Source organism: Delftia sp. BGA-UO-ETr-SB1 (assembly GCF_059567865.1).
Genome location: NZ_JCAQOW010000006.1, coordinates 739,451 through 753,991 on the forward strand (window position 1 = coordinate 739,451; position 14,541 = coordinate 753,991).

The 14,541-nt window shown below is 59.6% G+C and carries 12 protein-coding genes; 3 read left to right on the plus strand and 9 right to left on the minus strand.

The genetic code is table 11. The annotated features are described in order from the left end of the window. Nucleotides 1-216 precede the first annotated feature (216 nt). The 9 genes from AC57B5_RS22160 to AC57B5_RS22200 all read right to left on the minus strand — a co-directional run bounded on the left by AC57B5_RS22160 (nucleotide 217) and on the right by AC57B5_RS22200 (nucleotide 11,599). On the minus strand, nucleotides 217-978 hold the full coding sequence (locus AC57B5_RS22160) for a fimbrial biogenesis chaperone (RefSeq protein ID WP_197944405.1): 762 nt from the start codon (nucleotides 976-978) through the stop codon (nucleotides 217-219). 113 nt (nucleotides 979-1,091) lie between these two features. Further along, nucleotides 1,092-1,679, minus strand: coding sequence for a fimbrial protein (locus tag AC57B5_RS22165; protein ID WP_013800427.1), 588 nt, complete (start codon nucleotides 1,677-1,679; stop codon nucleotides 1,092-1,094). Nucleotides 1,680-2,319: 640 nt separating this feature from the next. Beyond that, nucleotides 2,320-3,117, minus strand: coding sequence for a Cof-type HAD-IIB family hydrolase (locus AC57B5_RS22170; RefSeq protein ID WP_496400326.1), 798 nt, complete (start codon nucleotides 3,115-3,117; stop codon nucleotides 2,320-2,322). 86 nt (nucleotides 3,118-3,203) lie between these two features. Continuing rightward, a complete protein-coding gene (locus AC57B5_RS22175; protein ID WP_496400327.1) occupies nucleotides 3,204-5,042 on the minus strand; it encodes a hypothetical protein in 1,839 nt (612 codons plus the stop codon). 41 nt (nucleotides 5,043-5,083) lie between these two features. Then, nucleotides 5,084-6,040: a glycosyltransferase family 2 protein gene (locus AC57B5_RS22180; RefSeq protein WP_496400328.1), complete on the minus strand. Its 957-nt coding sequence runs from the start codon at nucleotides 6,038-6,040 to the stop codon at nucleotides 5,084-5,086. 16 nt (nucleotides 6,041-6,056) lie between these two features. Then, the gene (locus AC57B5_RS22185) at nucleotides 6,057-6,401 is read right to left on the minus strand and encodes a DMT family transporter (RefSeq protein ID WP_043790455.1); all 345 of its coding nucleotides are present in this window, start codon (nucleotides 6,399-6,401) and stop codon (nucleotides 6,057-6,059) included. A 20-nt stretch (nucleotides 6,402-6,421) separates the two neighbouring features. Further along, the gene (locus AC57B5_RS22190) at nucleotides 6,422-7,693 is read right to left on the minus strand and encodes a hypothetical protein (protein ID WP_496400329.1); all 1,272 of its coding nucleotides are present in this window, start codon (nucleotides 7,691-7,693) and stop codon (nucleotides 6,422-6,424) included. Nucleotides 7,694-8,426: 733 nt separating this feature from the next. Next, nucleotides 8,427-10,055 carry a peptide chain release factor 3 gene (locus tag AC57B5_RS22195; RefSeq protein ID WP_496400330.1) on the minus strand — a complete coding sequence of 543 codons (1,629 nt, stop codon included), beginning with the start codon at nucleotides 10,053-10,055 and terminating at the stop codon, nucleotides 8,427-8,429. Between the two features lie 146 nt (nucleotides 10,056-10,201). Next, the gene (locus AC57B5_RS22200) at nucleotides 10,202-11,599 is read right to left on the minus strand and encodes a hypothetical protein (RefSeq protein WP_496400331.1); all 1,398 of its coding nucleotides are present in this window, start codon (nucleotides 11,597-11,599) and stop codon (nucleotides 10,202-10,204) included. A gap of 207 nt (nucleotides 11,600-11,806) precedes the next feature. On the opposite strand from AC57B5_RS22200, the gene kdpF reads away from it, so the two are divergent. From kdpF to kdpC, 3 genes are all read left to right on the plus strand, one after another. Then, the gene (gene kdpF / locus AC57B5_RS22205) at nucleotides 11,807-11,905 is read left to right on the plus strand and encodes a K(+)-transporting ATPase subunit F (RefSeq protein ID WP_034397326.1); all 99 of its coding nucleotides are present in this window, start codon (nucleotides 11,807-11,809) and stop codon (nucleotides 11,903-11,905) included. Nucleotides 11,906-12,019: 114 nt separating this feature from the next. Then, entirely contained in the window at nucleotides 12,020-13,726 is a 1,707-nt protein-coding gene (gene kdpA / locus AC57B5_RS22210) for a potassium-transporting ATPase subunit KdpA (protein ID WP_496400332.1), read from the plus strand. 78 nt (nucleotides 13,727-13,804) lie between these two features. Then, a complete protein-coding gene (kdpC, locus tag AC57B5_RS22215) occupies nucleotides 13,805-14,539 on the plus strand; it encodes a potassium-transporting ATPase subunit KdpC (RefSeq protein WP_496400333.1) in 735 nt (244 codons plus the stop codon). Nucleotides 14,540-14,541 lie beyond the last annotated feature (2 nt).

Here is a 14,541-nt window from a genome sequence, read left to right on the forward strand (position 1 = left end):
ACTGGCCTGATCATTTGCTTATCTCCTAATGCTGTGCGCCCGATGCAAAGCGAACGGCCAAGGCCGATGTGCCAGTCCCGGTAAAGAGACCGATGCAGTTTCGCTGGGTATTAACGCTGGGTATCGGTGTGCTGGCCGGGCTGAAAATGCAGTGGCATTAGATAATCAGACCGGAGAGGACGGGGGATTCGTGTGGCTGTGCTCGCATTGCCCTGTTTAATTGGCGGAATTGCCAATCCTGGCTTCGTGGTTGAGACTGGCACCCCAATCATTGATGCTGCTGAACATCACCGTGGCACCGGTCGCGCCAGCCATATTGGCACCCGCAGGTTCCTTGATTGGGAAGGCGGCCACCTGGCCGGGAAGAACGGGCCCGACACCTGCCTCGAAGGATTTGCCGTTGAGCTGCAATTCAACGCCAGCCACATTGACCACAAAGGCGCTGGGATTGCGTGCTTTCAACACAGGCTGGTTTTTGGCGTCAACGCCTGCCGACCATTGAAGCTGGGCAGGAGCTTCCTGGGCATTGCCGGGCAGATTGCCGGGCCGGTACATGAGCTTGACGCGTGTGCGAAAGGCGAACTGGAGATTGTTGGAGTCGCCTTCCATTTCCGCCTTGGGCGGGACGTCCAGCACGTTGAGCCAGAACAGGGATTCCTTGTCAGCAGGCAGTGCTTCGCCCGAATAGATGATGCGCAACGTCTGGCTCTTGCCCGCCTCGATGCGCATGATGGTGGGCGTGATGACGAAGGGAACGTCGATGTTCTCAGGCGATTCCTGGTTGTTGCCCTTGTCCAGCCAGGTCTGCACCAGGGCAGGTTTGCTGCCTTCGTTGGTGAGCTGGATGGTGGCTTCCTTCTCGCCACTGGGGAAGATGATGCGCGTGCCCGTCAATGTCACGCTGGCCTGTGCCGCCGTTCCAAGAAGAAGGGACAACAGGATGGCAGCAAGCCCATATGAACGTTTGATCGTCAGCATCGGAGAACTCTCTGGGTTTTGAGCGAAAGAATGGGGCCAGGCCCATGTCGGGAAAGCAGAAGACACGGCATATCGACCACCGCAAGGCGGCCGATATGCCTGAAAGTCAGTGATTACTGATAGACCAGCGAGTAGGTCACCGAGGTGTCGGTACGGCCGGCCGTCACGGGGCCGGTGGCCACGTATTCGGAGGCGAAACGCATGATGGCCCGGCCATTGCCACCGACCTTGTTGTCGATGTCCACGAAGCGCGATTGGGCAGAACCGATCTTCAGGCGCTCGTTGTTGCTGGGATCCACGATGGCGATCTGGACACCGGAGGCCACGGTGGGCGCACCAGTACCGCTGGCCGCTGCGGGCTTGAGCATGCCGGTGACCAGATCCACGTTGGGGCCGGCTTCGAAGAACACGGCGACCTTGGAGACGGGCGCTGTGGAGGTGGCGGTGGCCAGCTCACAGCCGCTGAGTTCCAGCGAGAACGCCTGGCGGCCGACCGTGGCACCCACGGTGGCCAGCTGGTTGTTCGCCACGTTGGGCAGCTTCACGCCGTCCTTGGCGGCGCCGGCGACCGTGGTGTCCACCTTGCAGGTGGTGGTGACCACCTCGCCCGTGAAGTTGATGGTGCCGTCTGCTGCTTGAGCGGTGTTCATGGCCATCATGACCAGGCCGGCAACCGATGTCAGCAATGCGATCTTTTTCATGGGTATTCCCTCGAGTTGAAGAGATAAATGAAATTCCAGCAGCGATGAATGCGCTGATGGAATAAGAGAGTGTGTGAATGGTTGAGTGGTTAATAAATCATCAGTGTTCCATGTTCACCTCATCAATCCAATGGTTGGTAACTGTCAGCATGGTCAAGGATTTGCAGGGGTTGCGATCATGCTGGAATAGGTGGTGGCGCTGACATGGAGAAATTGTTCGGATGAGGGAGCGTTGGCGAGGGATGGGCGAGGTTTGTTTCTCTGGCATGTTTGAAGTTGAATTCTTCAAATACACCAGTGCCCAATGGCGCGGATGGGATGCAGGAGAGAATCTGTCAAAGAAAAAGGCGAAACAAAGACCTGTTCTTTGGGTATGTGATGGATTCTAGGTGTGCACCGCCACTATATGAAATAGGGCGCATTCTGATAATTGATGCTTGATCTAGGAATAGTCCTAGATTTGCTCTGTCGAATGGGGGGAAGAGGGTGCACAGCCCGCCTGCGCCGGGCGGTTGGCTGTGCTGAGGGTGATGGTGTCTGCGGGGGGAGCGCGGGTCCCGCAGATCAGGAGGGACCGATGGGGTAGTCGAAGGCGAAGGCGCAGGCCTGCAAGGGCTGCACCGGCCCTCGGCCCTGTGGATCAGGGGCGCTGGGTCAGCAGGTACTGCGCCATTTCGGCAAAGCCGTCTCCACGCTCGGCCTGGGTGACATGGCGAGGCAGGTGCTTGAGCTGGGGCACGAAGCGCGCGATGTTGGCCACGCCCAGGCTGTGGGGCATGTGCTCGAACATGAGCTGGTCGTTGGTGGAGTCGCCGATGTAGATCCAGCGGTCCAGCGTGGCGTCGAGGTCGATGTCGAACAGCGTGCGCAGGATCCAGCGTGCGCCTTCGAGCTTGTTGTGCGCACCGAACCAGCCGTTGATGTGGATGGAGCTGACGGTGGCGTTCATGCCCGCCGCCTTCATGATGGCCACGCAGCGGTCAATGTCCTGCTGGGGCATCTGGGTGAATTCGCTGTGGTCCACGGCAATGTCGCATTCGCGGCCCGCCGAGTCGGTGGCGCGCAGCGCCCCTGGCACGGTGGCCTCGATCTCGGCCAGCACCTGCTGCATGCGCGCGTAGTTGGCGGTGCGAGTGGCCTGGTCCTGCTGGTAGAGCTTGTCCAGCCCGCCCTGCGCATTGCGCCGCAGTGCCACGGCGCCGTTCTCGGCCACGATGGCATCCACGGGCCAGGCCTGGGCAAACGGCTCGCTCCAGCCCACGGGCCTGCCTGTGATCGGCACCACGCGCAGGCCGGACTGCTTGAGCCGGGCGATGGCATCGACGACATGGTCCGGCACCACGCCCTCGGTGGTCAGGGTGTCGTCGATGTCGGTGAGGATGCCGAGCGGCGATGCGGGAGGTGTCCAGAGGGACAGCGGCTGGAGGGTTGTAGGCACGGTCGTCAAAATGCAAAAAGCCGCCCGGGGCGGCTTGTAAAAGGGCAGCGTTTGCGCGCACGGACCGTGCGCGCTAGGGCTCCATCCTACTGCCTGGCGAATTCGACGATGGCCTTGTAGAACTTGTCGGAGCCGTCCTTGGGGTTGTCTGGGGACAGCTCCATGCGGTTGACGCCGTGTTCGGCTGCGCCGCTCAGGCGGGCAGGAATCAGGGAGAAGTAGTAAGGGCTGATGAAGGTTGCACCTCCGTCATAGTGCGACTGCAGGGCTTTCAGGTGCCCTCCTTCGCGCTTCCACTGCTGCGGGTTGAACTCGGGGACGCCGTAGCTGGTGATGCCGCGCTGCTTCATGAAGCTGCGCATCCATTCGCTGTTGGTGGTGCCTCCGTACATGTTCACGCCGGTTCGCCAGGGCGTGTCGCCTCCGATCGTTGTCCCGGATGCAAGCAACTGCGGGTTCCAGGACGAGTTCACATTGGCCGCGATCTGATGCGAGTAGATCTTGTCGGCCGGCAGTCCTGCATCCAAGGCCCTTTTGTGGAAGGCTTTCAGAAGGCCGTATACCTGCGATTCGCGATAGGTGTTCCAGTCTTGCGCCAACGGGTTGTAGTAGAGGTCTTGCGGGCCGGCCGGCATGTCCAGCCAGGAGCGCACTCCGCGCAGCGTTGAGATCCGCTGCATCCATCCCAGTCGCTTGGGAGGCTGTGCCGATACCTTGCTCTGATCGCGCGGGACGACCATGAACTCCACATTGGCCAGCAGGTAACGTCGTTCATGGGTTGCGGCAACGACCTGCGCGATGTGTTTGCCTGGTGGCAGGTCTCGGTAGTCCAAGTCATGCCGAAAGCCAGTGTTGGGATCGGTGATTGCATCCACGGCACGGTAGACATCCAGCCTGCCCAGCCCGCGGGCAACAGGCGCGACGAAGTTGCCATCCAGGTACAGATCCAGCTTTTTCACGGCCTGCTCAGGGTCCCACAGCCAGCCTGCAATCGGCAGCGTGCCATCTGAGAAGGCGTCATAGTGCTCGCCAAAGGAACTCAGGCGCTCCTTGCGAATGTCCTTGGAAGGTGCAGGAACGGCATCAAACGATGGGTAGTCCAGTCCGGTCTGCTTTTTCAACTGTCCCACATCCTTGTACTTGGACTGCAGCCAGCGCCGAAAGCCTGCAACGGAATCCGGACTGTAGTCTGTGACCTGGATGGATTGGTAGGCGCCCATGCCGTTCTCGAAGTCAGGGAACATGTGGTGCAGTTCGCCCGGCAGCGTATAGGCGACGATGCGCTTTTGCACAGGCTCAGGGAGTTCCAGGATTTTTTTTGCGACGTACTGAAGTGCCTTGAAGCGGTACTGGTTGACAGGAACTGCAGGATCGGCCGATAGCGTGTAGGGCATGATCCGGTAGCCGAAATAGCCCAGGTCCAGCGATTTGCCGTCGCGCAACTGCATCAGATTGCGAGGGTCTTTGGCAAGCTCGTCGACGATGGCACCGGTGGAGTCGAAATGGTCAGCCATGAGATAGACCACGACTGGGCGCTCCACCTTGCGAATGACATTCAGGAAACTATCCACGCGGGATGCGTCGATGTCCCAGCCTTGGGGGGTTGGCCGATACAGCGTCAATAGAGGCAGGGTGATGGTGTACCCGACCTGGACGGAGCCTTGAGGCCCACCCGGCTCCAGCTCGTTCAGCAATTGCTCGATGGCTGAAGCGCCATCAAGGCCTCTCGTGCGGCAGAAACTGAACAGTTCCTCGAGTGTTCTCAACTTCACATTGCCAGCGGCCTCATCGCAGATGAACCATCCCTCGATGCTGGGGGCGATGATGAGCGGCGGCCGAGGAGGTGAGGCCGCTTGCGTTCCACTGCCAAAGGCTGTGCACGCGAGCGCAATCACCGCCAAGGAAAGACGAAGATGTTTTTGCATTGAATGTGCAACGGGGTGGCGTGCTGGAAGCGCTGAACCGATCAATTGGCCGATTCTTCCAGAGACAGGCTGACGGGCTCGGAGGGAACGCTGTCGACGTCATAGTGCAGAAAGGCGATCAGGCATTGGATGCCGATGATGATGGGCAGAGCGGCAAGCATGACGGTGCCGCTGGTCGCGGGATGGCCGCTGCTGCCAATCCAATGCCAAAGACCAAAGAGGGTGCCCACCAAGACAAGCAACATACCGCTCAGGCTGTATACCGTGCCTATGTTGAAGTCGCGAACCAGATAGTTGTAGACGTAGCGCCGCCATAGGCGCGAAGCATGCTTGCGCAGGAATTCCGGCAGCACCTTGCCGATCTTGAGGTTGGACTCCTCGTCGGCATAGACGGAATCCATGGGCACATCCTTGACGACGGCGCGCACGGTGTTCAGGCGGAACAGCATGTCGGTCTCGAAGAAGTAGCGATTTTCCAGCTTGTCCAGCGGGAGTTCGGCCAGCACGCAGGTGCGTACTGCCGTATAGCCATTGGTCGGGTCCATCACGTTCCAGTAGCCGCAGCTGAGCTTGGTCATGAAGGACAGCACGGCATTGCCGAAGAGGCGTACCGGCGGCATGTCCTGTACCGACTCAGGTCGGTAGAAGCGGTTGCCCTTGGTGTAGTCGGCCTGGTGGCGCAGCAGGGGGCGCACGAACAGCGGCAGCAGCGTGGGATCCATCTGGCCATCGCCGTCGATCTTGACAACTATGTCCATGCCGTCGGCAATGGCTGCCTTGTAGGCCGTGACTATGGCTCCTCCGACGCCTCGATTCTCGGGGTTGAAGAGCACGCGCACGCGGGGATCCGTGTTGTTCTCCTCAATGAAGCGTCCACTGCCTGCGGGGCAGGCATCGTCCACGGCATAGATGGACTCGACCTCGGGACCGATGGCATGGATGACACCGAGTACATGCTGGGTGACCTTGTAGCAGGGTATGGCGACGGCTATACGCATGTTCTGTTCTTTCTATTTACTGAGACGCTAAAGCGACACCGGCAAGTATCAGTGTGCCTCCGACAAGCGTGCGCCAGTGCAAGGGCTCACCCAGAAGCAACCACGCCAGAGTAGGAACAATGATGAAGGCGAGGCCCATGAAAGGATAGGCAAGGTGCAACGGCGCTTGGCGCAGTATCCAAATCCAGCCCAGCGTTGTAAGCCCATAAAGCGCAAGAGATGTTATCAACCACCCGTTTAAGACCCAGTCAATCCACGTCGCACCAATCGGAATGGCAAAGGCCGCCTTCTTGAAAAGAATCTGGCCCAAGGAGATGCATATAACACAAAGTATTGTGAGGGACGTGAGAAGCGGTGTCATAAAATGATTTCCGGATTACATCATGGTTTGCTGGGCCCAATTTTCCGTAATGAAAAAATTGGCAATAAAACTATTGAGAGTGTGAAGAATGGCATTAAATATCGATATTCTGCGGCAATCGAGAATACGAAGATTGCCCCCAGCTGAACGAGCATGGGAATGGAAATTAACAATAATGGTATATCGCGCAGATGGACTCCCCGGTGAATTGCCCATATCAGCAGTGCGATTCCGAAGAATGGAGTCCAGAATATCCAGCGGTATGTATAGCTGATGTCAAACATGCCGAAGAGAAAATCTTCTGATGTTTTTAGATTGAATTTACGGAAAATGGATTCTGATTTCACGGAATCCAAGACATGCTTGGCATAGCCAAATCCTGGAAGTCCCCCGTCAGCCAATGCTGATGCCAAAAAGATATTAACTCTGCTGCCCATAAATTTTGGAATGTTGTGCCATATGTTGTAGCGCAGAAATTCCTTGGTGATTATGTTTCTGTCGGGCTTGGGAATGGACATTACGCGTGGTCCATCCGGCTTGAAATTCAGTGTGTCCCAATAATCAGGATCGTAGTTTTTTATGTAAGTTTCCAAAGGATGATTTTTTTGCATCGTCTGGATAGTCAGAGGTGACAGTCGAGGGCTTGCCGTCCACAAATTCATGGGACGAGGTTGCAAGAAATTGACAGTTTCGAAGATGGCCATCGGGTAGATGGCACCATGGCTTGCAGACCGGTGGGCATTCATGCCTGCTGCCATTAATGTGGTCCAAGAAAGGAGAATGACGCCCAATAAAATCTTGCTTCGACGTTCAACGAGAAATATCAGTATGATGATCGGTATGAGAAATATTATTCCGTTGGGTCGGGCAAATGCGGAAATAGGTAGTGTCAGCGCAATCATGAACAACGAGGCTACACTGGCCTTTTTTTCTCTTGCTGTGAGCCATGTTTCAAAAAGCAGTCCAGCGATGGCGATGGAGTAAACTCCATCTGGATAAAGAGAGCCCGCAAAGAAAATCAAATGTGGCGTCAGGCAGAAAAAGATCAGAAGAAAGATCGTTGTCTTGTATATTCTCTGATTCCAACACCATGCCAGTATACGAGCCAGGATGGCGGCACTTATGAGAAGCATGGCTCCGATGGGTACTTCGGCCTTCTGATGTCCCTCATAGAAAATTCGAACAAAATAGTACCAGAAGGCCGGTTTCCCTGAATTCTGCTTTGCTGGGTCCAAAACTTCCAAAAGGATTCCTAGACTGTCTTCGCCAAGAATCCCTGGCCAGAAAGTCATGAGCCAGTACCCATAGAAGACTATCAGCAGAGAGAAAAGTAAAATAAAAGGGTGATGTATTTTTTTGGGCATAATAGAATATTGAAGATTATCTTTAATATTGTAGTATTAATAATCCTTGAAGTATCAATGATTTTTCTTGCTTTATTGTAGGGTATCTTCTTGATAAGGATTAATAGGCATACCATCTCGTATGAAGACACGAGCGGCGTGGGGAGTAGCGACACCTAGCAATTCGGCCGCGCACCAAGTCACCAGGGTTTCTGGAGGACAGGGAAAGCTGATCTCAAAATGGCCTGTGCTAGCAGGGCGAAATTGATCGTTCTCGGAGATTGCGTAGGTATGCATGCCCGCATCAAGCTTCAAATTGATAGCCTGTCCCACCGAGGTGGTTACAGCTGGTAGGAATATGGCCGCTATCAATGCATGCATAGTTGGTGGTCCACGAGATTGCTCCCCCCAAGAGCGCTGGCCAAACATAGCCCATAGGTACTACATGGTAGCTTTCAGATGATTACGTTAAAAATTCCCAAGGGTCGATAAGATTTCTCTTTGCATTGGTTATGTAAACCCAATGAGCCTCTAAATAAGAAGCGCACCAGAATATCGAATCAGGCGCTTGATAGCTTCGTAGAGTATCCATGCGAGCCATCCAATATTTTCATAAATTCCCGATGATATGATTTTTTTATTGAGCATCGGACTGCTGGTGCGCCTATAGATTGTCAGTAAATCAGGCGTTGACTTGCAGCGCCAACCCCGCATGCTCGCGCAGCGGATGGAAATGGATCTTCGGAAACCGCTCCTGCGCCAATCGCACGTCATAGGGTGACGTGCACAGATAGGCCAGCGTATCGGCCGCATCGCGCGCCATGCGCAGCGGGTAGGCGTTCTCGAATTCGCGCAGTTCGGCCGGGGTGTCGGCAGTGATCCAGCGAGCGCCGGTGTACTGGCAGCCTTCCAGGCGGATGTCGCAGTCGTATTCGGCGTTCAGGCGGTGCTGGACGACTTCGAACTGCAGTTGGCCCACGGCGCCCAGCAGCATGTTGCCGCCGGCCTCGGGCTTGAAGACCTGGATGGCGCCTTCCTCGCCCAGCTGCATCAGGCCCTGCTGCAGCTGCTTGGTGCGCAGCGGGTTCTTGAGCACCACGGTCATGAACATTTCCGGGGCGAAGAAGGGCAGGCCCGTGAATTGCAGGTTGGTGCCGTCAGTGATGGTGTCGCCCAGCTGCACGCCGCCGTGCGTGGTGAAGCCGATGATGTCGCCCGCATAGGCTTCTTCCACGGCTTCGCGGCGCTGGCTCATGAAGGTCACGACGGAGGTGGGGCGCAGTTCCTTGGCCGTGCGCTGGACCTTCATCTTCATGCCGGGTGTGTACTTGCCCGAGGCCACGCGCACGAAGGCGATGCGGTCGCGATGGTTGGCATCCATGTTGGCCTGGACCTTGAAGACCACGCCGGAGAAGCCTTCGTCCTCGGGGTGGATGATCTTTTCCACAGGCTGCTTGTTGACCAGCAGCGAGCTTTTGCGGGGGCCGGGCGGGGGCGACATGTCGACCACGGCATCCAGCACTTCCATGACACCGAAGTTGTTCACGCCGGAGCCGAAGAAGACCGGCGTGAGCTTGCCTGCCAGGAAGGCCTCGTGGTCCCAGGGGGCCGAGGCGCCCTGGGCCAGTTCCATGCTTTCCAGCGCATCGTCGAAGGACTGGCCGAAGCGCGCGCGCAGCTTGTCGGCCTCGGCCAGGGGAATGGCCTCGAAGTCCTGCGGGCGGCGTTCGCTGCCAGGCTGGAACACCGTCATGGTTTGGGTGAGCAGGTTGATGATGCCGCCGAACTGCCGGCCCTGGCCCACGGGCCAGGTGACGGGGCAGCAGGGCATGCCCAGCTCGCGCTCGACTTCGTCGAGGATGTCCAGCGGATCGCGCACTTCGCGGTCCATCTTGTTGACGAAGGTGATGATGGGCGTGTCGCGCTGGCGGCAGACCTCGATCAGGCGGCGGGTCTGCGATTCCACGCCGTTGGCGGCGTCGATGACCATCAGCGCCGAGTCCACGGCCGTGAGCACGCGGTAGGTGTCTTCCGAGAAGTCCTTGTGGCCGGGCGTGTCGAGCAGGTTGACCACGTGATCACGGTAGCTCATCTGCATGACCGAGCTGGCCACCGAGATGCCGCGTTGCTTTTCGATTTCCATCCAGTCGGAGGTGGCATGGCGGCTGGCCTTGCGGCCCTTGACGGCGCCCGCGATCTGGATCGCGCCCGAGAACAGCAGCAGCTTTTCGGTCAGCGTGGTCTTGCCCGCGTCAGGGTGGGAAATGATGGCAAAAGTCCGGCGGCGCCGGGTTTCCAGGGCGTAAGTCAAGGGGAAATCCAGGAGATGGGCTGTCGAGAGCGCACGGGTGTCTGGCACCCGTGGCGAATCGACGCATTTTACAGAGCGTGGGCAAAAGATGGCTTTTACACGGTGTCCCTGATTGGCCCATGCATTGACCTGCCGCCTGGGGGCTGTTACGACCTGTTTTCGTGCGCTGACGAAATCATTATGGGAATGAGTACCAGCGGGATGGTGAAGAAAAGCAGTAAGTAACGATATTCGCCTGCCGAAGCGAATGCAGCGATACCTGCCAGTTGAAACGCCAGGGGAATTGTCACAAGCAGGGCTGGCAGGTCCTTGCCGCGGCAACTGCGCCACAGCAGCAAGACCAGCAGGCCCATGCCCAGCCAAGGTGTCCACAGCAGCCACCGCCACGCGTAGCTATATCTGTGCACGGCGCGTAGTGCCTGTTCTGCCTGGTCCAGCCCGAACCGGCGCATCTGCGACTGTGTCTGGGTGCGCTTCAGGACGTATTGCGCATAGTCCAGCGCAGGAAATCCACCCTGCGCAAGCGCCGCAGCCAAAAAAACGTTCACACGGCTGGCCACCACGTCCGGCAGGTTGTGCCACAGGTTGTAGCGGAAGAATTCCTGCACCAGTTCCTTGCGCTGGCCCTCGGGCAGCCCGAAGAGCTGGGGGCCTGACGGATGGAACACCAGCATGTCCCAGTAGGCTGGGTCCGAGTAGGTGAGCATCAGCTCCCGGGGGCGGTAGCTGTCGAGGATTTCCAGGGTGCGCGCGGAAAGCTTGGGCTCCTGCAGTACCCAAGGGTCGTTCATGAGGGGCTGCTTTTGCCATAGATCGTTCATGGCCCTGGGCTGGAGCAGCTTGACGGTCTCGAAGAGGACCAGTGAATCCGTGGCGCTTTGCGCGGTCGATTTGTGCAATTGGGTTCCTGCATAGACCGTGGCGCACCAGAACGCGATGATGGTCCCGAGATACCAGCGGCTGCGGCGGTCGGCGAGAAACAGGGCCAGCATGGCAGGTGCCAGGAAAACGATCCCGTTGGCGCGCACGAACACGGCGAAGGGCAAGGCAAGGGCAATCACGGCCAGGGATGCCCGACTGTGCTGGCGCCGGCTGCACAGCAGCCAGAGCTCGAACAGCAGCGCGCAAGAAGCCACGGCGAAGATGGCGTCCGGGTACAGCGTGCCTGTGAAATAGACCATGTGCGGCGCCGCGCAGATGAAGAGCAGCAGAAAGACGCACAGCGCGCGGTGCCGCGAGGTCCAGTACCAGGCCAGCATGCGGGCGAAGAACATGGCGCACAGCAATATCAACGCGATGATGGGTACTTCCACCAAGTGGGTGGCGCCGTAGGTGAGACGGATGAAGTAGTACCACAGCACCCCCTTGCCGGAGCGGAATTTGTCCGGGTTGTCCACTTCCATGAGGACGGCCGCACTGTCCTCGCCCAGCACGCCGGGCCAGAAGATCAGCAGCCATCCCAGGTACAGGAGGCTGAGCAAACCCCAGAAACGAAGGAAAGTCCTGCCATCGGTTGCCTGGCCTGTCGTGGAAGTGTTTTTCACTGGGAATGCAGGTGTCATAAGGGTGGGATGGCAGAGGGTGAAGGGCGGGGTTCTGAACCATTCGATAAGAGGCATCGGTAGACATCTTGATGGCGTCTTGATACGGCATGCCGCAATCTCAATCCGCTTTTGACAGCCCCGGCCCTAGAGTTTTCCCCATCGCAACAACAGGTGCCGCCAAGCGGTGCCGATGCGGGAGAAATTCCTATGACCCTGACCGAAATCACCGGATGGCTGGGCGCCTTGGGCGCCCTGGCTCTGTTTGTCTACCTGGGATACGCCTTGCTGCGGCCCGAGCAGTTCTGAGGTGGCGCAGATGCAAGACCTGATCTTTATCGCCCTGAGCCTGGGCTGCTTCGGGGGCCTGCTGGCCTTCGTGGCGGCGCTGGGCCGGATTTGACTGCCTGAAAGGAGACCGCCATGTGGTTGACCTGGATGGAATATGCACTGGTGCTGCTGTTGATGACGGCGCTGGCCGTGCCCATGGGGCAGTGGCTGGCACGCTGCTTCACGAGTGAGCACCATGTCTGGATCGAGCGGCTGAGCTTTCGCGCCCTGGGCGTGAACCCGGCCGAGCGCATGGGCTGGCAGCGCTACGGGCTGGCGCTGCTGCTGTCCAACGGCGCCATGCTGCTGCTGGGCTATGCGCTGCTGCGCCTGCAGGGCTGGCTGCCGCTGAATGCGCTGGGCAATGCGGCGCAGACGCCGGACCTGGCCTTCAACACGGCCGCGTCCTTTGTGACCAACACCAACTGGCAGGCGTATTCGGGCGAGAGCAGCCTGTCCAACGCCACGCAGATGGTGGCCATTACCTTCATGATGTTTGCGGGTGCTATCACGGGCGTGGTCGCGGCTGCGGGCTTCATCCGCGGCCTGGCGCGCTCCAGTGCGTCGGACCTGGGCAACTACTGGGTGGACTATGTGCGCGTGCTGTGGCGCGTGATGCTGCCGCTGAGCTTTGTGGTGGCCCTGGTCTATGTGTGGCAGGGGGTGCCGCAGGCGCTGGATGGCCAGGTCTGGGCGACGACGCTGGAGGGCGCGCGCCAGCAGATCCTGCTGGGCCCCGTGGCCAGCCTGGAGAGCATCAAGCACATCGGTACCAACGGTGGCGGATTCTTCGGCATGAACGCGGCCCATCCGTTCGAGAACCCCACGCCGCTGACCAATGCCATCCACATCCTGGGCATGCTGCTGATTCCCTCGGCCATGACCTATGCCTTCGGCTCCATGCTGCTGCGCCGCCGCCAGGGCTGGGTGCTGTTCGGCGCCTGCCTGGTGATGTTCGTGGGCTTTCTGGCGCTGGTGTTCACGGCCGAGCAGGCCGGCAATCCGCTGCTCACGGCCGCAGGTGCCGACCAGCAGATCAGCGCCACCCAGCCGGGCGGCAACATGGAGGGCAAGGAGCTGCGCTTCGGCATCGCCGACACGGCGCTGTTCGTGGCCACGACCACGGCCGCTACCACGGGCTCGGTCAATGCCATGCATGACTCGCTGACGCCGTTGGGCGGGCTGGTGCCGCTGGCGCAGATGATGCTCAACTGCGTGTTCGGCGGTGATGGCGTGGGCCTGATCAACCTGCTGCAGTACGCCATCCTCACGGTCTTCCTGGCCGGCATGATGATCGGCCGCACGCCCGAGTTCCTGGGCAAGAAGATCGAGGCGCGCGAGATCAAGCTGGTGATGCTGGCTGTGATGGCGCATCCCATCTCCGTCCTGGGCTTCACGGCGCTGGCGGCGGTCTGGCCCGACACGCTGGCCAGCCTGGCCAACCGGGGGCCGCATGGCTTCTCGGAAGTGCTCTATGCCTATGCCTCGGGCACGGCCAACAACGGCTCCGCCTTTGCGGGCCTGAATGCGAACACGCCGTTCTTCAACACCACCATCGGCCTGGCCATGCTGGCGGGCCGGTATCTGACGCTGCTGCCCATGCTGGCCCTGGCGGGCAGCCTGGCGGCCAAGCCCACCGTGCCTGCGGGGCCGGGCACCTTCCCGACGGCCACGCCGCTGTTCATGGGGCTGCTGGTCTTCGTGGTGGTCGTGGTCGGCGGGCTGACCTTTCTGCCTTCGCTGGCCCTGGGGCCTGTGGTCGAGCAGCTGCAGATGCTGTCAGGACAGGTCTACCCCTGAATCCCTGAGCCAGCTGAGCCCGTTTTTTTCTTGGCCGCCGGTTCTGCCTTGGCAGGGCCGTGCGGCGGAGGTTTCGAGATGCAAGTTCAAACACATACTTCCGGCCCCTTGCCGGTGCTGCGCGCTGATGCGCAGGCCCAAACGCAGGCCGTTCCAGGCGGGCTGCGCTCGCTGTTCGGCCACAGCCTGCGGTCGGCGCTGTTCGTCGCCGTGGTCACGGGCCTGGCCTATCCGCTGGTCACCACACTCGTGGCCCAGGCTGCGTTTCCCAAGACCGCCAATGGCAGCCTGGTCATGCGCCAGGGCTCGGTCGTGGGCTCGGCCCTGATCGGGCAGGAGTTCGCCTCGCCGCGCTATTTCCAGGGCCGGCCCAGCGCCACCTCGGCGCCTGATCCCGACAAGGCCGATGCCACGATGGCCGCGCCCTACAACGCTGCGCTGTCGGCTGCCACCAACCAGGGTCCGACCCATGCGGCGCTCAAGGAGTCCGTGGCGGCGCGCGTGGCGGCCTACCGCGAACTCAATGGCCTGGCTGCAGATGCTGCGGTGCCTGTGGATGCCGTGACGGCCTCGGCCTCCGGCCTGGACCCGCACATCTCGGTGGCCAATGCCGAGCTGCAACTGCCGCGCGTGGCCCGCGAGCGCCAACTGCCCGTGGCCAAGGTCCAGGAACTGCTGCGCCAGCAGGTGGAGCCGCGCGTGCTGGGCCTGCTGGGCGAGCCGCGCGTGAACGTGCTGCAGCTGAATCTGGCGCTGGACGATCTTTCGGCCGCGACGCTGCAGCCTGCGGCAGTCCATGCCGCCAAGGAGTAAGC

Bases quoted from the DNA above. Each gene is read 5' to 3' on its own strand.
- AC57B5_RS22160 (WP_197944405.1), bottom strand. From the start codon at position 978: ATGCTGACGATCAAACGTTCATATGGGCTTGCTGCCATCCTGTTGTCC.
- AC57B5_RS22165 (WP_013800427.1), bottom strand. From the start codon at position 1,679: ATGAAAAAGATCGCATTGCTGACATCGGTTGCCGGCCTGGTCATGATG.
- AC57B5_RS22175 (WP_496400327.1), bottom strand. From the start codon at position 5,042: ATGCAAAAACATCTTCGTCTTTCCTTGGCGGTGATTGCGCTCGCGTGC.
- AC57B5_RS22180 (WP_496400328.1), bottom strand. From the start codon at position 6,040: ATGCGTATAGCCGTCGCCATACCCTGCTACAAGGTCACCCAGCATGTA.
- AC57B5_RS22185 (WP_043790455.1), bottom strand. From the start codon at position 6,401: ATGACACCGCTTCTCACGTCCCTCACAATACTTTGTGTTATATGCATC.
- AC57B5_RS22190 (WP_496400329.1), bottom strand. From the start codon at position 7,693: ATGACTTTCTGGCCAGGGATTCTTGGCGAAGACAGTCTAGGAATCCTT.
- kdpF (WP_034397326.1), top strand. From the start codon at position 11,807: ATGACCCTGACCGAAATCACCGGATGGCTGGGCGCCTTGGGCGCCCTG.
- kdpA (WP_496400332.1), top strand. From the start codon at position 12,020: ATGTGGTTGACCTGGATGGAATATGCACTGGTGCTGCTGTTGATGACG.
- kdpC (WP_496400333.1), top strand. From the start codon at position 13,805: ATGCAAGTTCAAACACATACTTCCGGCCCCTTGCCGGTGCTGCGCGCT.